The following is a 23,370-nucleotide window of genomic DNA, read 5'->3' on the forward strand; positions in this document are numbered from 1 at the left end:
GGCGATCACGGCGCGACTCCGCTCCGGGTCAGCCCGGTGGTCTCGGGAAAGCCGAGGGCGATGTTGGCGTTCTGAATGGCCTGGCCGGCCGCTCCCTTGGTGAGGTTGTCGAGCGCGGCGACCACGACGACGCGGCGCGCCGCTTCGTCAAACGCGGCCTGCAGGTGGACGCTGTTGGACCCCAGGGTCGCCGCAGTCTGCGGCCAGACGTCCGGCGGAAGAAGATGGACGAACGGTTCGTCGTGGTAGGCGTTGGCCAGGGCGGCGCGGATGGCGTCGCCATCGACCCCCGCCTTCGGCCGTGCCGTGCAGGTGGCGAGGATGCCCCGGGGCAACGGCGCGAGGATCGGGGTGAACGAGACGGTGACCGGCTCGCCGGCGGCCTGGCTGAGGTTCTGTTCGATCTCCGGGGTGTGCTGGTGGACGCCCCCGACTTTGTACGCCGCCAGCGAGCCCATCACCTCGCTCGCAAGCAGGTTCGGCTTGAGACTGCGGCCGGCGCCGCTGGTGCCGCTTGCCGCGACGATGACCACATCGTCGGGATCAACGAGATGCGCGGCGAAGAGCGGGGCAAGCGCCAGCGTTGCCGCGGTGACGTAACAGCCCGGGTTGGCGATCCGCCGGCTCTTGGCAATCTCGGCGCGCGCCCCGGGAAGTTCGGGAAGTCCGTACGTCCAGGTACCCGCGTGCGTACCGCCATAGAACTTCGCCCACGCCGCCGGATCGCGGAGCCGGAAGTCAGCGCCGATGTCCACGACGAGCGCGCTCTCCGGGAGGGTGGCGGCAATCGCCGCGGACTGACCGTGCGGCAGGGCGAGGAAGACGACGTCCGCGTCGCCGAGAACAGCGGGGTCGGTCGGCGCGAAGACCTGGTCAGCGAGATCGACCAGGTGCGGGTGAACCGCGCCGATCGGCTGTCCGGCGTGGCTCGCCGCCGTCGCGACCGCAAGCTCGAGCTCCGGATGGGCAGCAATCAGCCGGAGCAGTTCGCCGCCGGAGTACCCGCTGGCCCCGGCCACCGCGACCCGCGCACCCATCGCCCCTCCTTACTTCTGCGGCCACTGTGCGCCCGGCGGACGACGCCGGCGCGCCACCGGCACGTCACCCCGTCCACCCCGGGACGTTCGCGCTGAGTCGGTGCGGCGGCTCCGCCGGCCGGCGACACGGCCGGGCTATTCAGTCGACTGCATAACTATACAAGACGGGTGGAGGGGGCGGGCTCAAGGGCAGCGCAGGGTCGGGCGGAGAGAACGGGGGCTGGGTCGGGCCGACGGAACGGAGGCGGGGTTGGGCCGAGAGGACCGCGGCGGGGTGTCGGGCCGAGGGAAGGGCCGCGGTGTGGCTCGCGGCCGGTCGCGCTACCCGCGCAAGACGGCACCGACCCGTCGGGCGGCCTCCGCCACCGCGGCGTCGCGGAGCGCGATGACCTCGTCGGTCTCAAGCGTCCGGTCGGGCGCCCGGAACCGCAGGGTGTAGGCGAGCGATTTGCGGCCGGCTCCGAGCTGGGGCCCGCTGTAGACGTCAAAGAGCCGAATCTCCTCGAGCAGCGGCCCGGCTCCGGTGCGCAGCGCCGCCTCGACCTCGGCGGCCGGGACACCGGCGTCGACCACCACGGCGACGTCCAGATTCGCGACCGGAAACGTGGAGATCACCGGAGCCTGGACTGGGCCGCCTGCCTGCCTGAGCAGAGCCGTCACATTGATCTCGGCTGCACAGGTGCGGGGCGGCAACTCCAGGGCCGCCAGGACCCGTGGATGCAGTTCGCCGGCGAAGCCGATCGGCTGACCGTCGCCGACGGCCAGAGCCGCGCACCGACCCGGATGCCACGGCGCCATGTCACTCGCGGCAACCCGCAGCGCCACGCCGAGGCTGCCGGCCACCTCCCGCATGGCTTCGATCGCATCGGCCCAGCCGGCCGGCCGCCCGGTCCCCCACCAGCCGCGGCGTTCCATCGCGCCGACCAGCACGACGGCCAGGTGCAGCGGTTGTTCCGGCAGCGCGGCGTCCAGCGCGGCGAGCTCCTCCTCCGTCGGACGCCGGTCCACCCCGGGACGCGGGGCCCGCAATTGCCCGGTCGGCGAGCCGAGGAAGACCACCCCGATCTCGAAGAGCGCCAAGTCGGCCGCGCCTCGGGAGAGGTTCCGCCGGGCGACCGCGAACAGCCCGGGAAGCAGCGTGGTCCGCAGCAGCGGCTCGCCCTCGTCGAGCGGGTTGGCAAGCCGGACGGCACGCCGGCGCAGATCCGCCGCCGGCAATCCGAAACGGTCGGGGATGTCGGCCGCCATGAACGGGTAGCTCAACACCTCGACGTACCCGCGGGCGGCGAGTACCCGGCCGATGAGCCGGCGCCGGCGTTGCTCCTCGGTGAGACCCCGACCGACCGGCGCCCGGGGCAGCACGCTCGGCAGCCGGTCGTATCCCTCGAGGCGGATCACCTCTTCAGCGAGATCGTTTGGGTCGGTGAGGTCGGGTCGCCACGACGGGGGGACGACGTCCAACCTCCCACCGGCTGCCCGAACCTGGCAGCCGATCTGTTCCAGGCGGCGGACGACGACGGCCGGCCCGTAGTCGAGACCAGCCACCCGGTCGGGATGATCTGCCGGGATGGTGATGACCGCGGGCGCTGCTGGCGCACCGACATCAGTCACCGCACCGATCCGAGCGCCACCGTGCCGGGCGAGCAGGTCCGCAGCCCGGGCGGCGGCGACCGGCGGCAGCTGCGGATCGACGCCGCGCTCGAACCGCCGGGACGCTTCAGTCGCGAGCTTGTGCCGGCGGGCCATCCGGGCAACCGATACGGCGTCGAAGTGCGCTGCTTCGAGGACGACGTCCGTGCTGGTCGCGTCGATTTCGGTGGTTGCGCCGCCCATCGTCCCGGCCAGGCCGATCGGACCGGAGTCGTCCACGATGAGCAGATCACCGGGGTCCAGCGTGCGGTCCACGGTGTCGAGGGTGGTGAGCCGCTCTCCCGACCGGGCGCGCCGGACGCCGATCGGGCCGCGGAGTTTGGTCGCGTCATAGGCGTGCAACGGCTGGCCGAGCTCGAGCATCACGTAGTTCGTCACGTCGACGGCGAGAGAGATCGGCCGCATCCCGCAGGCCCACAGCCGCCGGCGCATGACGAACGGCGTGCGCGCGGCGGCGTTGATGCTGGTCACCGTCCAGGCCACGAAACGGTCACAGCCGGCCGGATCCTCGATCCGAACCGGCCTACCGGTGCCTGCGCCCGGCGGGAGCTGGACCTCCGCTGGATCACGGAAGCCGGTGTCGAGCGCAACGGCCAATTCGCGCGCGACACCCCGGACCGACAGGCAGTAGCCGCGGTCCGGGCTGACCGCAATGTCCAGGACGTCGTCGCGAAGATCGAGGGCCTTCGCGGCGTCCACGCCCACCGGAGCATCCGGGTCGACCACCACGATGCCGGTGTGGTCGTCACCGATGCGCAGCTCCCGGGCGGAGCAGATCATCCCGTCGGAGAGGTGACCGTAGGCCTTCCGCGCCTCGATGGCGAAGCCGCCGGGCAGGACCGCGCCCGGCAGGGCGACGATCACCTTGTCCCCGACGCGGAAGTTCTGCGCCCCGCAGATGATTCCGCGGGTGCCGGCCTCGCCGACGTCCACCTGGCAGTAGCGGATGGTCTTCCGGTTGGAGGCGACGAATTCGTCGATGCCGACGACCTGCCCGATGACCAGCGGACCGGCCAGATCGGCGCCCAGCGGTTCGACGGCCTCGACCTCCAGCCCGATGCGCAGCAGGGCATCGGCGATCCGGCGACCAGATGCGCCGGGCGGCAGGTCCACGTACTCGCCAAGCCAGGAGACCGGAACCCGCATCGTCACACCTCCACACCGAAGGCGGTGGTGAAACGGACGTCGCCCTCGACGATGTCGTGCATGTCCCGCACGCCGTGGCGGAACATCAACGTCCGTTCGATCCCGATCCCGAACGCGAACGCGGTGTACCGGGCAGGGTCGATGCCGCAGGCGACCAGAACCCGCGGATTGGTGACCCCGCAGCCGCCCCACTCGATCCAGCCCTCGGAGTTGCACGTCCGGCAGGGCGCATCCGGGTTGTCCACTGACGCACCGCGGCAGACGAAGCACCGCAGGTCGACCTCGGCACTGGGCTCGGTGAACGGGAAGTACGACGGCCGGAGCCGGCTCTCCACCTCCGGCCCGAACATTGCGCGGGCGAAGGCGTCGAGCGTGCCCTTGAGGTGGGCCATCGTGATCCCCTCGTCGACGACCAACCCTTCGACCTGGTGGAACACCGGGGTGTGGGTCGCGTCGAGCTCATCGGTGCGGTAGGTCCGGCCCGGGCAGATCACGTAGATCGGCGGACGGCGGGTGAGCATTGCCCGGGCCTGAGCCGGCGAGGTGTGGGTGCGGAGGACAACGCCGGAATCAGGGCTTGCCACCCAGAAGGTGTCCTGCATGCTGCGCGCCGGATGGTCCGGCGGAATGTTGAGGGCGTCGAAGTTGTACCACTCGGCTTCCACCTCCGGCCCTTCGACGACCTCGTATCCCATGGCGACGAAGACGTCGACGATCCGTTCCTGCAGGGTGGTCAGCGGATGCCGGGCGCCGAGGGGATGCCGGTCCCACGGCAGCGACACGTCGACGGTCTCCTCGGCGAGGATCCGCTGGTCCCGCTCGGCGAGGAGCTCGGCTTCCCGGGCGGCCAATGCCGCCATGACGGCGGCCCGGGCCTGGTTCACCCGCCGGCCGGCGTCCGCCCGGGCTTGCGGCGGGAGAGCACCGATCTCGCGGTTGGCAAGGGCGAGCGGCGACCGGTCGCCGACATGGGCGATGCGGACCGCCTGCAACTCCGCAAGGTCGGCGGCGGCCCGGATGGCGGCCAGGGCGTCCTCGCGGTAGCGCTCGATCTCCTCGGCGTGCAACGGGGTCACCTCGACGGGGTCGTAGTCGGTCATCGGAGCAGGGAGAGTGTGCGCCGTGGTCCGTGTGCAGTCTAGGGATCGCCCAGCAGGTCACCGAGCGAACGGTGGGGTGCCGGCGGGAAACCGGACCCGGAACAGCGCGCCGCCACCCGGGGCGTCGTCCACCGAGACCGTGCCGCCGTGCGCTTCCACCAGACCCTTGACGATGTACAACCCGAGGCCGGTGCCGCCGTACCGCCCTGCGCGCCAGAACCGACGGAAGATGAGCGGACGGACCTCCGGCGGAACGCCGTCACCCTGATCCGTGACGGTGATGTCGACACCCTCCCCCGGAGCTGGTGCAACGTGGACCGTCACCGTGCCGCGACCATGCCGAATCGCGTTGTCCACCAGATTGGCCAGAACCTGATCGAGCTTGTCGGGGTCGAGCCAGACCTCCGGCAGCTCGCCGTCGACGATCACGGAGAACCGCTGCGGAGACTCGCCGGCCGCCACGCGGCCTGCCACCACCCGCGCCGCCGCGGCGCCGACGTCAACCACCTGGCGATGGAGTTCAAGACGGTCGGCGTCGATTCGGGAGACGTCCAGCAGTTCGCCGATGAGGCGGGTCACCCGGTCGGCGTCCGCGTTCACTGTCTCGAGCATGAGCTTGCGCTGTTCGTCGGTGAACCGATCCCACTTGTGCAGCAGCGTTGCGGTGAAGCCCTTGACGCTGGTCAGGGGTGAGCGGAGTTCGTGCGCCACGGTGGAGATCAGCTCGGCTCGGTCCCGCTCGGCGCGTTCCCGGGCCGCCGCCGCACGAAAGCTCACGACCAATCGGCTGACCGGAGCGCCGCGGGCTTCGCGGACGAACCGGGCGGTGACGAGAAGCTCGCGGCCGTCGGGCAGGAGGAGCCGCCGCTCGCAGTCGCGGCCGGCGGTGTCGACCAACGGCAGGACGGAACGGAAATCGCGGCCCAGCGCGGCATCCGCGGAACACTGCAGGAGACGGGCGCCCATTTCGTTGAGCAGCACCACCCGCCCAGCGTCGTCCGCGATCAACAAGCCGTCGGGCAGCAGGTCAAAGGCCGTCTTCTCGGCCTCGACCGGTCCGGCCATGCCACCTCCCGCGCCACGTTGCCGATCGCCCGCGTGACCCAACCCGGCGACGAACGTCTCGGCGGAACCCTATCGAGCGAGGGCACGGCCCGTCATCCACCGAACGTTCCGAATCGGTGGGAAAGCGGCAGACAGTGGCATACGGCCAGTCGGACGAGAGGTGCGGAACGCCTCCTGCGTGCAGCCGTCAGCTGCTCGTTGGGGCGACGCTCAACGCATCCCGTGCCGTGCCGACGAGCGCAGCGAAGGTGGCTTCGTCCCGCACTGCCAAGTCGGCGAGCATCTTCCGGTCGACGTCAACCCCGGCAAGCTTCAGCCCTTGAATGAGCCGGTTGTAGGTGATGCCCTGCGCCCGGGCCGCCGCATTGATCCGTTGAATCCAGAGCCGGCGGAAATCCCCCTTCCGCGCCTTGCGATCCCGGTAGCTGTACGCCATCGAGTGGAGCACCTGCTCCTTGGCCTTGCGGTACAACCGGGAACGCTGGCCGCGATAGCCGCTGGCCTGCTCGAGAATGACCCGCCGCTTCTTCTGAGCGTTTACCGCGCGCTTGACCCGTGCCACGTCACACCTTCCTCGTCTCGGACCGACCTCTGCCTCACGCCCACTGCCTGCCGCAATCCGCGAGCCGCTCGGTTACCTGCCAAGCAGCCGTCGCATCCGTGCGGTGTCAGCGGCAGCGACCGGAACCTCGTTCCACAGCCGCCGGGTGCGGCGACTCGGCTTGTGCTCCAGCAGGTGGTTGCGGTTGGCGCGCCGCCGCATCAGCTTGCCGGTTCCGGTGACCCGGAACCGCTTCCCCGCGCCGGTATGAGTCTTGAACTTCGGCATTGCCGGTCCCTTCGTATCCCGTCACAGTCGTCTGCCGGCCGCAGCGCGCCGGACGCCGGCCGCCGGTCGGGTGTGGCCGTTCCCGCGCATTCGCGCGCGGAGTTCGTCCACGCCTCCCCCGCCGTGCGCGTCCACGCACCGAGGTTGCGACCCCATCATCGCCTACTGCCCGGCACCCCGTTCAGCGGCCTTCTCCGCCGCCCGCGCGGCGAGCTCCCGAGCCCGCTCCGCACGGTACTCGGACTTCTTCTTGTGCGGGCCCAAGATCATGGTCATGTTCCGGCCATCAAGCTTCGGAGCCGCTTCGACGTACCCCAGGTCGGCGACATCCTCGGCCAGCCGTTGGAGGAGGCGGAGTCCCATCTCCGGGCGGGACTGCTCCCGGCCTCGGAACATGATAGTGATCTTTACCTTGTCACCCTCGTTGAGGAATCGGACAACATGGTTCTTCTTCGTCTCGTAATCGTGATTATCGATCTTGGGCCGAAGCTTCATCTCTTTGATCACGGTCTGAGCCTGGTGCTTGCGGGCCTCCCGGGCCTTGACCGCGGATTCGTATTTGAACTTGCCGTAGTCCATGAGCTTGACCACCGGCGGCCGCGCCATCGGTGCGACCTCCACCAGGTCAAGGTCAGCTTCTTCGGCCAACCGCAGGGCATCTTCAATGCGGACGATGCCGACTTGCTCGCCATTGGGACCGACGAGTCGCACCTCAGGGGCACGAATCTGGTCGTTGATACGGGGTTCGACGCTGATGGGACCTCCTCCTGGGCAATTGATCGCTTGGCGCTGTTCCACCGGCGCCGGTTCAGCGGATCGCCGATCCGCCGGGCCGACCACCGGTGCCGTGAGACACGAAAGCCCCGCACCGACTGCCGGCGGGGCTCCACAAGACGGCCGGACGCGCGAAGCGTCACCCGATCTGTTGATCGGCTTTGACCTGCCGGCGGAGCCGCCGACGAGGTGGGATGATTCTCCACTTGTCGGTGACGCGGTCGCGTCACGGGTCGCGTAGTCAGGGTACCAGCCGCTGGGTAGGCGATCGGCGGGATCCGTTCACCGGGCGGTCAGGGCAGGTGGGAACTCCCGCACGTGGGCGCGCCCGGGCATGCGGCGTCACCCGGCGCCCGATCACTCGACGATCTTCGAGATCTCCAGTTCGAGAATGTCCCGCGCGCCGGCCGCCTTGAGGGTCGGAATCAACCGGTTGACGCCCTTTTTGGGGACGACGGATTCGACCGCGTGCATCGTGCCGGATGCCAGGGCGGTGATCGTCGGCGATCCCATCGCCGGCAGCACCGCGAGGACGTCGGACAGCCGGTCGTCCGGCACGTTGAGCTTCAGGAGCACGTTGCCGCGGGCGCGGATCGCCCCCCGGAGAAGGAGTGCGATGTCTTCCATCGCGGCCCGCTTCTCGGGGTCTGCGTAGGCCGCGGCGTTGGTGATGAGCTCGGTGCGTGACACCAGCAGGATGTCGATGATCTTCAGTCCGTGCTTGCGCAGGCTCGTGCCGGTCTCGGTGAGGTCGACGATGGCGTCGACGATGTCGGGGACCTTCGCTTCCGTCGCCCCGTAACTGGGGATGATCGTCGCCTTGACGCCGATCTTCTCGAAGTAGCGGCGGGTGATCTCCGGAAACTCCGTGGAGATCCGCACACCGTCAGGCAGATCGCTTCCGGACGTGGCCGGGTGATCCTTCGGGACGGCGAGCACGATCCGCACCGGGTTCGCCGTCGCCTTGGAGTACTCCAGCTCGCCAAGCGAGACGACGTCCGCGTCGGTCTCAGTGATCCAGTCACGGCCCGTGATGCCGAGGTCGAAGAGCTGCTGCGCGACGTACGTCGGAATCTCCTGCGGGCGCAGGAACCGGACCGTATCGATCCGCGGATCGTCGATGGACGCGTGGTAGTCGCGGTCGGACCCTCGGCTCACCGCAAGATCAGCCGCTGCGAAAAGCTCCAGCGTGGCGTGTTCGAGTGAACCTTTCGGAAGCACTAGGGAAAGCACACGTCGCCCTTCTCGTCGTTCTCCGTCAATCGCCGTCGATGCCGCCCAGGCTGCACCTGCGCCGGCGCCTGCCGCCGCGGGAGATCCGCCTGGTCCGCACGCGGCCGGCGGCTAGCCGGGCATTCCGGCGGCCGCGCGACTGCGGAGGTCACGGAGCACGAGGGCGCAATCGAGCGCAGCCACCGTCGCCTCCCAGCCCTTGTCCTCCGCGCTGTCCGGCAGACCGCAACGGTCCAATGCCTGGGCCATGCTGTCGCAGGTGAGGATGCCGTCGCCCACCGGCGTGCCGGTCTGGATGGCCACCTGGGTCAATCCCATCGTCGCTGCCTGCGCCACGTATTCGAAATGCGGGGTGGCACCGCGGATGACTGCGGCCAGGCCGACGACTGCGTCGTGGTGGTGAGCCAGCTCCAGGGCGACCACCGGCAGTTCGAGCGCGCCCGCCACCCGGACCACGGTCGGTGTGGTGACCCCGCAGCTGCGGGCGGCCTCGATGGCCCGCTCAACCATGGCATCGACGACGTGGGCATTCCACCGGCTGGCAGCAATGCCCAGGCGGATGCCATGGGCGGCGACCACGGCGCGGTCGGGACGTCCCTCACCGGTCACGGTTCGACTCCTCTCCAAGGGGTGCGCTCAGTCCGGGGCGCGGGGTGCCGGCTGAGCCGGCAGGATGAGATCATGCCCCATCCGATCACGCTTCGTCCGCAGGTAACGAAGGTTCCGCGGATTCGCGTGCGTCGGCAGGGGGATCCTCCCGAGCACGCGCACCCCGTAGGCCTCCAACGCAGCCGCCTTCGCCGGATTGTTGGAGAGCAGCCGCACCGAACGGACGCCGAGGTCCCGCAGCACGTGAGCAGCCGTGCTGTAGTCCCGCGCGTCCGCGGGCAGCCCAAGCGAGAGGTTGGCGTCCACCGTGTCGAGCCCGGCGTCCTGCAGTTGGTAGGCCCGCAGTTTGTCGAGGAGGCCGATTCCCCGGCCTTCGTGTCCACCGAGATAGACGATCACGCCACGCCCGGTGTCGGCGACGGCATTCATCGCGGCCTCCAGTTGCGGCCCACAGTCGCAACGCAGCGAGCCGAAGACGTCGCCGGTCAGACACTCCGAGTGCGCTCGGACTAGCACGTCCTCCCCGTCGCCAAGGTCACCCATCACCAGGGCGACCAGCTCCGTCTCCTCGATCAGGCTCCGGTACCCGATCGCCTGCCACTCCCCGTGCCGGGTCGGCAGCTGCGTAGCGGCCACCCGTTCGACCAACTTCTCGGTACGCCGCCGGTAGGCGACGAGGTCAGCGATGGAGATGATCGCGAGGTTGTGCCGGCGGGCGAACCGAAGAAGGGACGGCAGCCGGGCCATCGACCCGTCGTCCTCGACGATCTCGCTGAGCACACCCGCCGGGGTGAGCCCGGCAAGCCGGGCGAGGTCCACAGCGGCCTCGGTGTGCCCCGGCCGCCGCAGCACGCCGCCGTCGACGGCCCGCAGCGGGAAGACGTGCCCGGGACGGGTGAGCTCGTACGGCTCGGTCGCCGAGTCAGCAAGCACCCGGATGGTATGCGCTCGATCGGCGGCGGAAATGCCGGTCGTGACACCGAATCGGGCGTCCACCGAAACGGTGTACGCCGTCCGCTTCGGATCCTCGTTGCGCGGCGTCATCGGCGGCAGGCCGAGCCGGTCCAGGATCTCACCCGCCATCGGGACGCAGATCACCCCGCTGGTGTACCGAACCATGAAGGCGATGAGCTCGGGTGTCGCCTTGGACGCCGCAGCGACCAGATCACCTTCGTTCTCCCGCTGCTCGTCATCGACGACGACCACGGGACGTCCTGCCGCGATCTCCGCAATCGCCTTCTCAATCGGATCAAAGACGCCGGTTTCTTCCCGCGGCGTGCCCTCGGACCGCGCCGGCTCGGTCACGGCTGCACCTCCCCCGGTCCAGCCATCCCAACGGCCGCCGCAGCTGTCGGGCCGTGCAACGCCGGAGACGCGGCCCCCGGCCGTCGGACCGGAGCCGCCGTCGGCTCGGCTTCCGCAGGCCCGGCGGCGCGCCACCCGAACCGCCGGGAGAGGAGCCGCTCGGCGTACTTGGCAAAGACATCGGCCTCGAGGTTGACAAGGTCGCCGACCCGTCGGCGCCCGAGGGTGGTCGCTTCGATCGTGGTCGGGATGAGGCCCACGCTGAAGGCGTCCTCCCAAACGTCGACCACCGTCAGCGACACCCCGTCGACCGCGATCGCGCCCTTGGACACCACGTAGTCGGCGATCCGGTCCGGCAGAGTGATCACGACGACGTCGTAGTGCTCGTGACGGTCGCGGGCGGCGATTTCGGCCGTGGTGTCGACGTGCCCCTGGACGAGGTGCCCGCCGAACCGCCCGTCCGCCGACACGGCCCGTTCCAGGTTGACCGCCCGGCCGGGCCGAGCGACGCCCAGCGTGGTGCGTTCCAGGGTCTCGCGCATGGCGTCCACCCAGACGACGGAACCCTCCAACGCGGTCACGGTGAGGCAGACACCGTCGACGGCGAGCGAATCCCCGCGCCGCAATCGGGGTGCCGCCTGCCCGTCAACCTCGGCCAGCGCGGTGACGTCGATGCCGATGCTGGCCGCGCCGTCCCCCATCCCAGTGATCGAAACGATCGAACCGACGGCTTCGACGATCCCGGTGAACATCTGCACTCCCTCCGCGCCCGAATGCCCCTAGGCCACGCCGACAGCCGCTGGGGTCACGGTCGCGCCCGGCGCCGCCGCCGCGGTCGCGTCGGCCGAGACCGGCGCCAGGGTGAGCCGCAGGTCGGGTCCGATACGGGTGACCTCGTCGATCCGCCACCGCTGGCCGGCGGCAAGAGTGGCAATGCCGAGATCAGCAACGAGCGGCGGGCCGGAGCCGAGGAGGATCGGCGCGACGTAGGCGACGATCCGGTCCACAAGGCGCGCTCGGAGGAACGCGGCGGCGAGTGTTGGGCCGCCTTCGAGCAGCACGCTCAGCACGCCCCGGTCCGCAAGCCGGGCGAGGACAGCCGCTGGATCGTGCTTGCGCAGCTGCACCGTAGGCGCCGTATCGTCGCGTAGTCGCGCGCCCGGTGGGAGATCGCGACGGCCGACCACGACCCGGAGCGGCTGGGTCAGGTCCGGCGCAGCGTCGTCCACCCGCACGGTGAGGGCGGGATCGTCGGCAAGCGCTGTTCCGGTGCCGATGACGATCGCGTCCGACTGAGCGCGCAGCAGGTGGACGTCGCGCCGAGCTTCGTCAGAGGTGATCCACCGGCTGGAGCCGTCTGCCGCGGCGACCCGGCCGTCGAGGGTCGCGGCGTACTTCCAGGTAACGAAGGGCCGGCCGGTCGCAACCCGGTGCAGCCAGGCGCGGTTGGCTGCAGCGGCCTCGGCAGCCAACACGCCGCCGACGACATCCAGGCCGGCAGCGGCGAGCTCCGCCCCGCCACCGCCGGCGGCTGTCGGGTCGGCGACGGCGTACACCACACGCCGAATCCCGGCGCGCCGAATTTCGGCAACGCACGGACCGGTCCGGCCGACGTGCCGGCACGGTTCGAGGGTGACCACGAGGGTGCCGCCACGGGCCGCCGGACCGGCGGCGGCCAGCGCGACGACCTCGGCGTGCGGCCCACCCGCCCGAAGGTGAAAACCTTCCCCGACGACTCGACCCGCGGCGTCCAGCACCACGCAACCGACGATCGGATTCGGGCTCGTCGACCCGCGGCCCCGCTCGGCCAGTGCAAGCGCCCGTCGCATCGCGGCGAGTTCGTGCGCAGCGACGTGTGCGGTCGCTTCCACACCCTGCATGAGAATGCCTCCTGCCCGACGCGCGCCGGGAAGGAGGCATCGAACGGCCGGCGGACCGGCTATCCGCGCGCTGCCTCCCATCCGGACTTTCACCGTCGGTCCCGGAATTTCACCGGGTCCACCGCTGGGCTGCTCCAGCCCATCGGGTCGCGGACTGTCACCGCCGGTTCGGAGTTGCACCGATCCCGGAGCGCGCTCTTCGCCCGCCAGTATCCCACGCGGCGCCGGTCGTCCGCCGTCCGGGCGAATCGGCTCCGACGATCCGCTGCCCGCGGCCAGGGCGATTCAGCCCCCGACCATCCGCTGCGGTCAGTACCCCCGCCGATCGACGGCGATCGCCGACCCTGGTTCGGCTTTCGCAACGCTTTTCATCTCGGTCGCCACGGCGACCACTTCCCGGTAATCGCGAAACGTCCGCCGCTCGCTGGTCGCCACCCCCACCGACACCGAGACGAGCGGAAAGCGACGCACGACACCCTTGCGGTCAACGACCTCCAAATACCCCCGCTCCACATCTTTCGGATCGTGCAACGCCTCGACGTGTTCGTCGAAATACTCGACGGCATGCCGGCACAACTCTTCCACTTGATGCGGTTGACAAATCAACACGAAATCGTCGCCGCCCACGTGCCCGATAAAAGCGGGTGGTTTTGCTCCGACGACGGCACGGCGCAATGCCATGGCCAGAAGAAGAATGACCTGGTCGCCGCGGAGAAATCCGTGCGCATCATTGAATGCTTTGAAATTGTCCAGATCCAGATAGGCGACGGCGAACGGACGTCCGCTTGCCACGCGACGGGCAATCTCGTCTTCGATGCGCAGATTTCCCGGCAAATTCGTCAAGGGAGACATCGCGCGCGCCTCGGCGTTCCGGCGCATGGTGGAGCGGACCCGGGCCAGCAATTCCGCGACGTCGAACGGCTTGGTGACGTAATCGTCCGCACCCGCCTGCAGACCCAGCACCCGATCCGCGGTGGACGAGCGGGCCGTCACCATGATGACGGGCAGGGTAGCTGTCCGGCTGTCTTCCCGCCAGCGCCGGGTGAGTTCGATGCCGTCAATTCCCGGCAGCCCGACCTCCAGGAGGACCAGGTCTGGGAGCTGCGTGGCGACGATCGCCACCGCCATCGGGCCGTCCGCGGCAGTGAGGACGTCGTAGCCGTCGAGCCGCAAATTGGTTTCAAGGAACTGCCGCATCGCCGGGTCGTCGTCGACGACCAGCACCGTGCCCCGATCAATGGGCCGCGGCAGCGGCGGACCGGCCAGCGGCAGAACGGTCTGCACGCCGTCCACGTTCGGCAGCACGGCCATCGGCGGGGGCACGCCCCCCTCGCGCCCCGGTGCGACGCCGGTCATCGCGCCCTCCCCTGCGCCCGCGCTCTCCGCTCCGGCCGTCGCATGCTGCGGCGGATTACCGGCCTGCTCCTCGGTGGCCGCACCCGGCGGCGGCTCCGGCCCGCGACCGGAGTGCTTCCACCGCCCGTGCCGGATCATCGGTTCCGTACACCGCCGTACCCGCGACGAAGACGTCGGCACCCGCCTCGACGCATGCCTCAATGGTCTCAAGAGAAACGCCGCCGTCGACTTGAATCCATAAATTCAGCCCGGAATCACGAAGAAATCTCCGGGCTTTTGCCACTTTTGGCAGCATTTCCGGCAAAAATTGCTGGCCGCCGAAACCGGGTTCGACCGTCATGACGAGGAGCATGTCGAATTCCGACAACACGTCAAAATAGCCGTCGACGGGCGTTGCGGGTTTCACCGCCAACCCCGCCCGCGCCCCGGCGGCCCGGATGGCCCGGGCCGTCTGGACGACGTCGGCCGCCGCCTCGGCGTGAAAGGTGACGTTCGCCGCGCCGGCCTCGGCATAACCCACGGCCCAGCGATCCGGATTTTCGATCATGAGATGGCAATCGAGCGGCAGCGTCGTCGCCTTGTGCAGCGCCTCGACCACCGGGCGGCCGACCGTCAAGTTCGGGACGAAATGGTTGTCCATCACGTCGACGTGCAGCCAGTCGGCCACCTCAGCGACCGCGGCGGCCTCGTCAGCGAGCCGCGCGAAGTCCGCTGAGAGCAGGCTCGGTGCGATCTGTACGCCCATCCGCTCCTCCTCGCTGGGCCGATACGAGCCTGCCATCTGCTCCACCGCGACCGCCACCAGGCTCAGCGGCGGCGCAATAAGGCGAAGAACATCGCGTCGGTCTCGTGGCGATGCGGCCAGAGCTGCACGAACGGCCCGGGGCCAAGGTCGGGCGGAACCGCCCGCGCATGGGCAACCATCGCCTCGCGCGCGTCCAGCACCTCAACCCGGTCGGCGACCTGGTGAACGACGTCGATCGTCTCCGCGGGGTGCGGCGAACAAGTTGCATATCCGACGAGACCGCCAGGCCGGACAGCGTCCAACGCCGCGGTCAACAACTCGATCTGCAGCCGCTGGAGCGAGCGGACGTCGTCCGGGCGGCGGCGCCAGCGCAGCTCTGGACGTCGCCGCAGCGCGCCGAGCCCGGTGCACGGGACGTCGACCAGGACCCGATCGACGCGACCAGACCGCCAGGCGGGACGCCGTCCATCAGCCACGATCACCGTGACGCGGGGGTCGCGCGGAATGAGCCGAGCCCGGTGCGGACGGAGGTCGACCGCGAGGACTCGTGCGCCGCGCCGGTCCGCTTCGGCGGCCAGCAGCGCCGTCTTGCCGCCGGGGCCGGCGCAGAGATCCAGCCACCAGCCGGCACCGGCGGGAGCAGCGGCGGCCAGCGCGACCAGCTGGCTCCCCTCGTCTTGAACACCGGCTCTTCCCTCGCGTACGGCGGCGATGCGACCCGGCGCACCGGCGTCCAGGATCGCCGCCGTCGGGGCCCACCGACCGGGCCGGGCCCCAGCCGCGAGCAGTTCGTCGACGGTGCACCGCCCGGGACGGGCGGCGAGATGCACCGGAGCCGGCGTGTTGTTCGCCTGGAGCAGGGCGCGTACGTCGGCGAGATCACCGCGGAGGGCGTCCGCGAACGCGGCGACGATCCACCGCGGGTGTCCGTACCGCAGGCCGAGTGCCGCGACCGGGTCATCGGCCGGGGTGACCTCGGCGAGCCAGCTTTCGAGATCGCGGTCAGCGATCCGGCGCAGGACCGCGTTGACCAGCCGAGCGGCGACCGCTCCCCCGGTCCGCCGGGCCAATTCCACCGATTCGTACACCGCGGCGTGCGGGTCCACGCGCATGCCGAGAAGTTGATGGACACCGAGCCGGAGCACGTCGCGAACCCTCGGGTGCAACCGGTCGGGTCGCGGCAGGCACCGGTCCAGGACGGCGTCGTACGTGCCGAGCAGACGCAGCGTGCCGTACACCAGTTCGGTGGCCAGAGCGGCGTCCCGGCCGGCCGGGCCGGCGGCGTCCAGCCGGGCCGGCAGGAGCAGGTTGGCGTACGCGTCGCGGCGGCGAACCGCGCCGAGCACATCGAGCGCGATCTGTCGGGGATTGGGCGTCGCCATCATGAGATGACCAAGAGGCGTCACTCGAAGCGGGCGCCCGGGGCGAGGCGGGCGCCGCGGGCCCAGGCCTCGGCCGGCATTGCCCGGCGTCCCGCCGGCTGGACCGTGCCGAGAATCACCGGGGTCGTCGCCGTCCCGACAAGCACTCGATCACGTTCGACCCGTATTTCGCCCGGGGCGAGCACCCGTATTTCGCCCGGGGCAAGCGAGCCGTCGTCCGTGGCACCTGGCGCGTGTTGCGGTTCGGCGAGGCGGACCGGGCCGAGCACGATACGACGTCCAGCCAACGTGGTCCAGGCTCCGGGCTCCGGAGTGACGGCACGGATCAGCCGGTCGACGTGGAAGGCGGGGGACGACCAGGAAATGCGGGCGTCGGCCGGCGTGATTTTCGGCGCATAACTGACGCCCTCGGTCGGTTGCGGCCGCGGAGCCAGCACGCCCGCGGCTATGCCGTCGACGGTGTCCAGGAGAAGACGGGCGCCGGTCCGGGCCAGTCGGTTCAGCAGGTCACCGGCCGTGTCATCGGGGCGGATCGGTTCGGTGACCGTTCCGTAGATCGGGCCGGTGTCCAGGTCGGGTTCGAGGCGGAAGGTGGTTGCGCCGGTGACCTCGTCTCCGTGCAGGATGGCATGCTGCACGGGCGCCGCACCCCGCCAGGACGGGAGGATCGAGAAGTGCAGATTGACCCAGCCGTGGCGTGGGATGGCCAGCGCAGGCTCCGGGACGAGGGCGCCGTAGGCGACGACGACGGCAAGCTCCGCATTGAGTGAGCGGAGCGCAGCGAGCGTCTCGGGATCGGCGAGCCGGCGGGGTTTGAGCACGGGAAGTCCGGCCTGCTCCGCGGCCAGTGCGACCGGGCTGGGCCGCGGAGTCCGGCCGCGGCCGGCAGGCGCATCGGGCCGGGTGAGGACGGCGACCACCTCATGGGAAGACTCGAGCAGAAGCCGCAGGGAAGGGAGCGCGGTCTGCGGCGTCCCGGCGAAGAGCAGACGCACAGGCTGACCCTGCTACAGTGCCTTTCCCCGCGTGGGGTGCGGGGAGGTCTTGACCCGGACGGTCTGGCCGGCCCATTCGGCCTCCCGGATCGCACGCATGGCGAGCTTCCGCTGCTCAGGATCGAGGCGATCAATGAACAGGACGCCGTCCAGGTGGTCGGTCTCGTGCTGCACGCACCGGGCCAGCAGGTCGCTGCCTTCGAGGATGACCGGTTCGCCGAATTCGTTGAATCCCTTGGCGACCGCCCGCTTCGCACGTTTCAGCGGATAGGAGAGCCCCGGCAGGGAGAGGCACCCCTCGTCGCCGTCCTGCTGCTCCTCGGAGAGGTCCAACGATGGGTTGACCAGGTGTCCGACGACACCGTCAACGTCGTACACGAAGACCCGGAGGCTCACCCCGATCTGCGGCGCGGCAAGGCCGACCCCGGGCGCGTCCTGCATCGTCTCAATGAGGTCCTTGATCAGGACGCGGAGCTCCTTGTCGAAATCGGTGACCGGTTCCGCAGGAGTGCGCAGGACTGGATCACCGAAAAGCCGGATGGGTCGGACAGCCACGAATTCTCCCTCAGACCAAGTCTGCGACCAGTCTACGTACCGACGGACCGCCCAAGCCCCGAGCGCACCGGCCGAGCAACCCACGCCCTGGCCTGCCTAACCCCCGCACGCGCCGGCCGAGCGGCGCACGGGCCGACCACGGTCGGCTCAGTGAGCGTCTCGGCTAATGCCCGAGGTAGAGGTTGACCAACCGGCCGATCCGGGACGGCCGTCCCGTGAACCGCTCCTCGACGTCGGCAAGCCGGGTGAGCAGCAGCCCGGCGTTGATTCCCAGCCACCGGAGCGGCTCAGGCTCCCAGCGCGGTGGTTCGGCATTCGTCACCCACGGCAGCCGGATCCGCGGGCTGTCCACCCCGGCGGCCAGCTCGGCAAGGGTTCGTCCCGCGAGGTGGGAAGCGGCGACGCCGTCCCCGACGTAGCCGCCCGCCCAGCCGAGACGGGTCCGGGGGTCGAAGGCGACACGGGGCATCCAGTCCCGCGGTGCGCCGAGGACGCCGCCCCACGCGTGGGTGAGCGGGACGCCGGCAATTGGCGGGAAGAGGTCCCGAACCGCGGCGGCGAGGGCGTGAAAGACCTCCGGACGAATCACACCCCGGTCGGAGGTCCGTGATCCCAGCCGGTACGGCGCGCCCCGCCCACCGAAGGCGATCCGCCCATCGGCCGTGCGCTGAGCGTAGATCAGGAGATGCCGGCCGTCGGTGAGCGTCTCCCGCCGCGACCAGCCGATTCGCGCCCAGATCTCGTCGGGCACCGGGGCCGTGGCCACCATCAGCGAATACAGCGGGACGAGACGCCGGTGGGTGGCGCGGAACCGCGCGGTGTACGCCTCGGTACAGACCAGCACGGCACCGGCCCGGATCCGCCCCCGAGGGGTCTCGACAACGCCGCGATCCCACCGGAGCGCCGGGGAGTATTCGAAAATCCGCCCGCCGCGCCGCTCGACTGCATCCGCGAGGCCGCGCACCAGCCGAAGCGGATGGACGGCCGCGCAGTGCGGGGTGAAAACCGCCCCGTGCGTGCCGCTCGCCGTGACGTGCTCGGCCGCCTCCTCGGCGTCGAGCCATCGGTAGTGCTCCGGCCCGAAGCCCCACGCCCGCTCAGCCTCGAGCGCAGCCTGCAATCGCAGCCGCTGCGCCGGCGTCCGGGCGAGCGTGAGGCTGCCCCCTTTGACGTAACCGCAGTCGATTCCCTCCGCCGCCGCCACCCGGCCGACTTCGTCCACCGCGTCGAAGAGCGCGTGCTGAAGCGCCACCGCCGCCTCCGGCGACGAACGCGCCGCGACGCGCTCCCGCGACGCCGGAAAGATCGCCGAGCACCAGCCGCCGTTCCGTCCCGAGGCGCCGTACCCGACGCTCCGCGCTTCGACGACCACAACGTCTGCTGACGGCAGGTGTTCCCGCAGGTAGTACGCCGTCCACAGGCCGGTGTAGCCGGCCCCGATGATGGCGACGTCGGCGGTCAGCGAACCGGTGAGGAACGGGCGTGGCGGTGGAGCCGGCGCGGTCTCTTGCCAGAGGCTCCACCCGATCGGCGGGAGCAGCGTCGCGGTCATCGCCGGATGCGTTGGACGACGACACCGCCGGCAGCGAGGAGAACACCGCCAACGAAGATCATCGTGCCAAGGACGTTGACCTCGGGTGGAATGCCAAGACGGGTCGCGCCATACACCCAGAGCGGGAAGGTGAGCGTCTTCCCGGCGTTGAACTGCGTGATGACGAAGTCGTCGATGGAGAGGGCGAACGCCAGCAGCGCTCCGGCGATGATCCCTGGCAGGAGCATGGGCAGCGTCACTCGGGCGAACGTCACCAGCGGGCCGGCACCCAGGTCGCGGGCCGCCTCCTCCAGACTGCGGTCGAACGCCGCCATCCGCGCCTGAACGGTTACCGCGACGTACGCGACGTCGAAGGTCACTTGGGAGATGACGATCGTCCAGTACCCGCGGGGCACGCCCAGGCTGATGAAGAGCGACAGCAAGCCGGTGGCCATCGCAATCTCTGAGGCGGCGATGACCGCAAAAAGGGTCAGCTCGACGGCCCGGGAACCGAGAAAACGCCACCGCCCGAGCGCGAAACCGGCGAGCGTGCCCATGACGACCGAGATGGCCGTCACGATGCACGCAATGGTGAGCGAGTTGACGAGAGCGGTGGTGAGGTCGGGAATGTCGAACGGATGGCGGTACCAGCGGAGGGTGAAGCCCTGCCACCGGTAGTTGAAGCGACCGTGCACGTTGTTGAACCCGAAAAGAATGATGATGGCGATCGGCAGCATCAGCCACGCAAGGACACCGAGGGTATAGAGCCGCAGGCCGAGGCCACGCCAGCGGCGCCGGCGCCGTGCCGTCCGGGTGACCGGTCGCGTTTCTTCCCGAACCGTGACCGCCGTCATGCCGCCGTCACCCGGAACACGTCGCGCGTACCCAGCACCCGCGCGTAGAGCAGGACGAAGACCAGCAGCGCACCGGTGACCACAACCGAGAGCGCCGAAGCGCCGGGATAGTCCGCGTTGGTGAGGTAAAGCGTCTGGATGATGTTTCCAATCATTGTCTGACCGGGACCGCCCAGAATCGCCGCCTCGACGTAATCCGTTGTCGCGGGAACGAACGTGAGCAGGACCGCGGCGAACACGCCCGGAATGCTCAGCGGCAGAACAATACGGAGAAAGGTCGCGGTGCGGGCCGCGTAAAGGTCGGCTGCCGCCTCAATGAGCCGCCGGTCGATCCGTTCCAATGCCACGTAAATGGGCAGCACGGTGAACGGCAGGTAGTTGTACGCAAGCCCGCCAATCACCGCCCAGCTGGTGGCGAGGACGTGGAAGCCCGCACTGACGACGTGGTGGTCGTGCAGGGGGCCGAGGAGAAGTCCGTTGTCGCCGAGGAGGAATTGCCACGCTACGGTGCGGAGCACGAAGGTGACGAAGAACGGAAGCAGCAGGAGGAACAAGTACGTCGACTTCCGCCGTCCGCCATAGAAGGCAATCCAGTACGCCGCCGGATAGCCAAGGAGAATCGTCGCGATCGTCGCCGCTCCGGCGTACCAGACCGAGCGGACGAGCTGGTCATGGTAGGCGGAGAGCAGGTTCGGATACACCGACCAGTGGAACGTCTGGCGGAATCCCGAGACGAGATCCCCGGTCTGCAGCGACAACGAGAAGCGGACGAAGAACGGTACGACGAAGAAGACGGCGAGCCAGAGCACGACCGGCAAGACAAGAAGGTACGCCGCGCTCCGCCGTCGCCACGCTGTCGCCATCGAGGTCCCCGCTACCCCTGGTAGATGGGCTCGAAAATGCTGTTCCAGACGGTGAGTTCGTCTTCGGTCAGGGTCCGGTAGTTGTACACCTTCTGGTAGTCCTGCTCCGTTGGGAAGACCAGCGGGCTGTTCGCCACGTCAAGCAGGGACTTCTGGTCGTCGCCGGTGGCCTGCTTGGCATCAGCGAGGATGACGTCACGGGCCGCAGGCACGGGCGTGATGTAGTTGACGTACTCGGCCACCATGGCGGCGATTTTCGGCTGGTAGTACCAATCCATGAGCATGAGCGCGTCAACCGGATGCTGGGCGTACTTGAGGAGCACCAGGTTGTCGGTCCAGATGACGCCGCCCTCCTTGGGTATCACGAATTTCAGGTTGCTGGCGCCGGAGGCAAGCGCCTGAAACACATCACCGGACCAGGCCTGGCTCGCCCAGATGTCACCGTTGCTCAACGCCTTGATGTAATCCTGCTCGTAGTACTGGCGGACGATTCCCTTGTCACGCTGCTCCTTGAGTTTGGCCGCGGCTTGACGCCACTCATTGGGACCGGTTTTCTGCGGGTCACCGAACATCGCCACGAGGACCGCGTTCGGCAGATCCTCGTTGTCCGCGAACATGCCCACCTTGCCCTTGAGCCGCTCGTCCCAGAGGTCGAAGAAACTGGTGATCGGCTTCGGCACCTTGGTGGTGTCGTAGGCGATGCCGGTGAACCCTGACTGCCACGGCACGGTATAGACGTTTCCCGGATCGTACGAGGTCTTCCGGTACTTCGGATCGACGTACTTCGCGAAGTTCTGCAGGTAGGAGTGGTCAAGTGGAATCAAGTAACCGAGCTGCATGAGCCGGTCGAGCGACGTGCCGTTGGTGATGGTCGCGACATCGTACCCGGTGTACTGGCCCGCCTGCAGCACCGGAAGGATTTTCGCGAGGAATGAGGGATCGTCCTGGATCACCTCGTAGTAATTGACTTTTATCCCGGTCGCCTTGGTGAAGGCGTCGACCGACGGGTGGTCGTTCTTGTTCTGGGAATTGACGTCGATGTACAGCGGCCACTGCGCCCAGTTGACCAGACCGGTTTTCTTCTTCCCCTTCCAATAATCTTGAATCTCCGTCGCGAGCGCACTGCCGCTGGCCGCCGGCTTCGCCGCGCCCTTGACGCCGCAGGCGCTGAGCAGTGCCGCGCCTGATCCGATGCCGAGCAGCCTGAGGAAATCCCGTCGAGCGACGCTGCGACCGCCGATGGAAACCCACGGATCTGTCCGCTGTTCGGTCATGGTGCCGCCTCCTCCGGTACATCGGTCGCATCGGCGTGAATCAACTGGTAACCGTGCTCGGGCCGCCACCACAGCCAGATCCGATCCCCGGGAGCTGGTACAAGGTCGGCGGTGCCGTCATTCTGCGCGTACACAACCAACTGCTCGGCGACGCTCGTCGCCACCACGTACTGCGTCGCGGTGCCGAGGTACACCACTTCCCGGACGACCCCGAGAAGACGACACCTATCGCCGTCCGGCGGATGGAGGCTGAGCCGAATCTTCTCGGGACGGACCGTGGCGGAGATGGATGCCCCCGGCGGAACGGGGACCCGCAACGGAACAAGCACCCGCTCGTCAGCCGACGTCGCCAGGAGCGCGATCGCACCCTCAATTCGGGCGAGTGGAGCGGAGATGACATTCGACGTGCCGATGAAGCCGGCGACGAACGGCGTGCTCGGTGTCTCGTAGATTTCCCGCGGCGTACCCAGTTGCTCCACCCGGCCGGCGTTCATGACCGCAATGCGGTCGGACATGGTCAGCGCCTCGCCCTGGTCGTGGGTGACATAGACGAAGGTCACACCGGCTTCCCGCTGAATACGCTTGAGCTCCAGCTGCATCGCCTGCCGAAGTTTCAGGTCCAGCGCGCCGAGCGGTTCGTCCAAGAGCAGGGCGCGCGGCCGGTTGACCAACGCCCGGGCGAGGGCGACCCGCTGCTGCTGGCCGCCGGAGAGTTCATCCGGACGCCGCTTCTCCCGCCCCACCAGGTCGACGAGCTCGAGCGCTTCACCGACCCGGCGGCGGATTTCCTCCCGCGGCAGCTTCTTCCGCTTCGGGCCGAAGGCGACGTTCTCCCAGACGGTGAGGTGGGGGAAGAGTGCGTAGTTCTGAAAAACCATGTTGACGTCTCGGCGATGCGGCGGTACGTCGGTCACGTCCCGGCCTTCGAGAAGGATGCGGCCCGTCGTCGGCTCCTCGAAACCGGCAATCATCCGGAGGGTGGTGGTTTTCCCGCAGCCACTGGGGCCGAGGAGTGAGAAGAATTCGCCGGATCGGACCGCGAGCGTGAGCGCATGGACCGCGACGACGTCCCCGGTTCGCGAGGAATACACCTTCGAAATATCCCGCAGGGCGATACCCGGTGTTTCGTCGGGTGTGTAATCGGTCACCGGGTTCCCGTGTCTCGTCTCATCCAGCGCAGTCATCGT

22 protein-coding genes and 1 riboswitch are annotated in these 23,370 nt (G+C 69.1%); all 22 genes read right to left on the reverse strand.

What is annotated here, in order from left to right; genetic code table 11:
* Positions 1–5: 5 nt before the first annotated feature.
* The 22 genes from argC to ACEL_RS06610 all read right to left on the reverse strand — a co-directional run bounded on the left by argC (position 6) and on the right by ACEL_RS06610 (position 23,331).
* The gene (argC, locus tag ACEL_RS06505) at positions 6–1,037 is read right to left on the reverse strand and encodes an N-acetyl-gamma-glutamyl-phosphate reductase (protein WP_011720098.1); all 1,032 of its coding nucleotides are present in this window, start codon (positions 1,035–1,037) and stop codon (positions 6–8) included.
* A 321-nt stretch (positions 1,038–1,358) separates the two neighbouring features.
* Positions 1,359–3,833 (reverse strand): phenylalanine--tRNA ligase subunit beta, encoded by a 2,475-nt coding sequence (pheT, locus tag ACEL_RS06510; RefSeq protein WP_011720099.1) that lies wholly within the window; start codon positions 3,831–3,833, stop codon positions 1,359–1,361.
* Positions 3,834–3,835: 2 nt separating this feature from the next.
* A complete protein-coding gene (pheS, locus tag ACEL_RS06515) occupies positions 3,836–4,933 on the reverse strand; it encodes a phenylalanine--tRNA ligase subunit alpha (RefSeq protein ID WP_011720100.1) in 1,098 nt (365 codons plus the stop codon).
* Between the two features lie 57 nt (positions 4,934–4,990).
* Positions 4,991–5,998: a sensor histidine kinase gene (locus tag ACEL_RS06520; protein WP_011720101.1), complete on the reverse strand. Its 1,008-nt coding sequence runs from the start codon at positions 5,996–5,998 to the stop codon at positions 4,991–4,993.
* Between the two features lie 187 nt (positions 5,999–6,185).
* Complete coding sequence (rplT, locus tag ACEL_RS06525) at positions 6,186–6,560, reverse strand: 50S ribosomal protein L20 (protein ID WP_011720102.1); 375 nt, start codon at positions 6,558–6,560, stop codon at positions 6,186–6,188.
* A 72-nt stretch (positions 6,561–6,632) separates the two neighbouring features.
* Positions 6,633–6,827: a 50S ribosomal protein L35 gene (gene rpmI, locus ACEL_RS06530; RefSeq protein WP_011720103.1), complete on the reverse strand. Its 195-nt coding sequence runs from the start codon at positions 6,825–6,827 to the stop codon at positions 6,633–6,635.
* Between the two features lie 162 nt (positions 6,828–6,989).
* Entirely contained in the window at positions 6,990–7,667 is a 678-nt protein-coding gene (gene infC / locus ACEL_RS06535; protein ID WP_011720104.1) for a translation initiation factor IF-3, read from the reverse strand.
* Positions 7,668–7,958: 291 nt separating this feature from the next.
* Positions 7,959–8,834: an ATP phosphoribosyltransferase gene (hisG, locus tag ACEL_RS06540; RefSeq protein WP_011720105.1), complete on the reverse strand. Its 876-nt coding sequence runs from the start codon at positions 8,832–8,834 to the stop codon at positions 7,959–7,961.
* Between the two features lie 111 nt (positions 8,835–8,945).
* On the reverse strand, positions 8,946–9,443 hold the full coding sequence (gene ribH, locus ACEL_RS06545) for a 6,7-dimethyl-8-ribityllumazine synthase (RefSeq protein WP_011720106.1): 498 nt from the start codon (positions 9,441–9,443) through the stop codon (positions 8,946–8,948).
* Between the two features lie 27 nt (positions 9,444–9,470).
* Positions 9,471–10,748 carry a bifunctional 3,4-dihydroxy-2-butanone-4-phosphate synthase/GTP cyclohydrolase II gene (locus ACEL_RS06550; RefSeq protein ID WP_011720107.1) on the reverse strand — a complete coding sequence of 426 codons (1,278 nt, stop codon included), beginning with the start codon at positions 10,746–10,748 and terminating at the stop codon, positions 9,471–9,473.
* Positions 10,745–11,500, reverse strand: a complete 756-nt coding sequence (locus tag ACEL_RS06555) for a riboflavin synthase (RefSeq protein ID WP_011720108.1) — start codon at positions 11,498–11,500, stop codon at positions 10,745–10,747. The genes ACEL_RS06550 and ACEL_RS06555 overlap by 4 nt, the downstream gene beginning before the upstream one ends.
* Before the next feature lie 27 nt (positions 11,501–11,527).
* Complete coding sequence (ribD, locus tag ACEL_RS06560; protein ID WP_011720109.1) at positions 11,528–12,628, reverse strand: bifunctional diaminohydroxyphosphoribosylaminopyrimidine deaminase/5-amino-6-(5-phosphoribosylamino)uracil reductase RibD; 1,101 nt, start codon at positions 12,626–12,628, stop codon at positions 11,528–11,530.
* 65 nt (positions 12,629–12,693) lie between these two features.
* Positions 12,694–12,826, reverse strand: a riboswitch (FMN riboswitch).
* Between the two features lie 111 nt (positions 12,827–12,937).
* A complete protein-coding gene (locus tag ACEL_RS06565; protein WP_083760632.1) occupies positions 12,938–13,939 on the reverse strand; it encodes a GGDEF domain-containing response regulator in 1,002 nt (333 codons plus the stop codon).
* Positions 13,940–14,039: 100 nt separating this feature from the next.
* Complete coding sequence (gene rpe, locus ACEL_RS06570) at positions 14,040–14,729, reverse strand: ribulose-phosphate 3-epimerase (protein ID WP_011720111.1); 690 nt, start codon at positions 14,727–14,729, stop codon at positions 14,040–14,042.
* Positions 14,730–14,791: 62 nt separating this feature from the next.
* Positions 14,792–16,114: an RsmB/NOP family class I SAM-dependent RNA methyltransferase gene (locus ACEL_RS06575; RefSeq protein WP_011720112.1), complete on the reverse strand. Its 1,323-nt coding sequence runs from the start codon at positions 16,112–16,114 to the stop codon at positions 14,792–14,794.
* Between the two features lie 17 nt (positions 16,115–16,131).
* Positions 16,132–17,106, reverse strand: a complete 975-nt coding sequence (fmt, locus tag ACEL_RS06580) for a methionyl-tRNA formyltransferase (RefSeq protein ID WP_011720113.1) — start codon at positions 17,104–17,106, stop codon at positions 16,132–16,134.
* A 12-nt stretch (positions 17,107–17,118) separates the two neighbouring features.
* Positions 17,119–17,661, reverse strand: coding sequence for a peptide deformylase (def, locus tag ACEL_RS06585; RefSeq protein ID WP_011720114.1), 543 nt, complete (start codon positions 17,659–17,661; stop codon positions 17,119–17,121).
* Between the two features lie 163 nt (positions 17,662–17,824).
* A complete protein-coding gene (locus ACEL_RS06590; RefSeq protein ID WP_011720115.1) occupies positions 17,825–19,213 on the reverse strand; it encodes an NAD(P)/FAD-dependent oxidoreductase in 1,389 nt (462 codons plus the stop codon).
* Entirely contained in the window at positions 19,210–20,046 is an 837-nt protein-coding gene (locus ACEL_RS06595; RefSeq protein ID WP_011720116.1) for an ABC transporter permease, read from the reverse strand. Before ACEL_RS06595 ends, ACEL_RS06590 begins: the two co-directional genes overlap by 4 nt.
* The gene (locus ACEL_RS06600; RefSeq protein ID WP_011720117.1) at positions 20,043–20,909 is read right to left on the reverse strand and encodes an ABC transporter permease; all 867 of its coding nucleotides are present in this window, start codon (positions 20,907–20,909) and stop codon (positions 20,043–20,045) included. The genes ACEL_RS06595 and ACEL_RS06600 overlap by 4 nt, the downstream gene beginning before the upstream one ends.
* An 11-nt stretch (positions 20,910–20,920) precedes the next feature.
* On the reverse strand, positions 20,921–22,183 hold the full coding sequence (locus ACEL_RS06605) for a polyamine ABC transporter substrate-binding protein (RefSeq protein ID WP_011720118.1): 1,263 nt from the start codon (positions 22,181–22,183) through the stop codon (positions 20,921–20,923).
* Positions 22,180–23,331, reverse strand: a complete 1,152-nt coding sequence (locus ACEL_RS06610; protein ID WP_011720119.1) for an ABC transporter ATP-binding protein — start codon at positions 23,329–23,331, stop codon at positions 22,180–22,182. Before ACEL_RS06610 ends, ACEL_RS06605 begins: the two co-directional genes overlap by 4 nt.
* Positions 23,332–23,370 lie beyond the last annotated feature (39 nt).

This window comes from Acidothermus cellulolyticus 11B (genome assembly GCF_000015025.1).
Lineage (GTDB): Bacteria > Actinomycetota > Actinomycetes > Acidothermales > Acidothermaceae > Acidothermus > Acidothermus cellulolyticus.

Excerpts from the sequence above, each read along its gene's own strand:
- ACEL_RS06595 (WP_011720116.1), bottom strand. The coding sequence starts at position 20,046 with ATGACGGCGGTCACGGTTCGGGAAGAAACGCGACCGGTCACCCGGACG.
- ACEL_RS06575 (WP_011720112.1), bottom strand. The coding sequence starts at position 16,114 with ATGATGGCGACGCCCAATCCCCGACAGATCGCGCTCGATGTGCTCGGC.
- ACEL_RS06605 (WP_011720118.1), bottom strand. The coding sequence starts at position 22,183 with ATGACCGAACAGCGGACAGATCCGTGGGTTTCCATCGGCGGTCGCAGC.
- argC (WP_011720098.1), bottom strand. The coding sequence starts at position 1,037 with ATGGGTGCGCGGGTCGCGGTGGCCGGGGCCAGCGGGTACTCCGGCGGC.
- ribD (WP_011720109.1), bottom strand. The coding sequence starts at position 12,628 with ATGCAGGGTGTGGAAGCGACCGCACACGTCGCTGCGCACGAACTCGCC.
- ACEL_RS06600 (WP_011720117.1), bottom strand. The coding sequence starts at position 20,909 with ATGGCGACAGCGTGGCGACGGCGGAGCGCGGCGTACCTTCTTGTCTTG.
- rpe (WP_011720111.1), bottom strand. The coding sequence starts at position 14,729 with ATGGGCGTACAGATCGCACCGAGCCTGCTCTCAGCGGACTTCGCGCGG.
- rpmI (WP_011720103.1), bottom strand. The coding sequence starts at position 6,827 with ATGCCGAAGTTCAAGACTCATACCGGCGCGGGGAAGCGGTTCCGGGTC.
- ACEL_RS06590 (WP_011720115.1), bottom strand. The coding sequence starts at position 19,213 with ATGACCGCGACGCTGCTCCCGCCGATCGGGTGGAGCCTCTGGCAAGAG.
- pheS (WP_011720100.1), bottom strand. The coding sequence starts at position 4,933 with ATGACCGACTACGACCCCGTCGAGGTGACCCCGTTGCACGCCGAGGAG.
- ACEL_RS06520 (WP_011720101.1), bottom strand. The coding sequence starts at position 5,998 with ATGGCCGGACCGGTCGAGGCCGAGAAGACGGCCTTTGACCTGCTGCCC.
- pheT (WP_011720099.1), bottom strand. The coding sequence starts at position 3,833 with ATGCGGGTTCCGGTCTCCTGGCTTGGCGAGTACGTGGACCTGCCGCCC.
- ACEL_RS06565 (WP_083760632.1), bottom strand. The coding sequence starts at position 13,939 with ATGGCCGTGCTGCCGAACGTGGACGGCGTGCAGACCGTTCTGCCGCTG.
- ACEL_RS06555 (WP_011720108.1), bottom strand. The coding sequence starts at position 11,500 with ATGTTCACCGGGATCGTCGAAGCCGTCGGTTCGATCGTTTCGATCACT.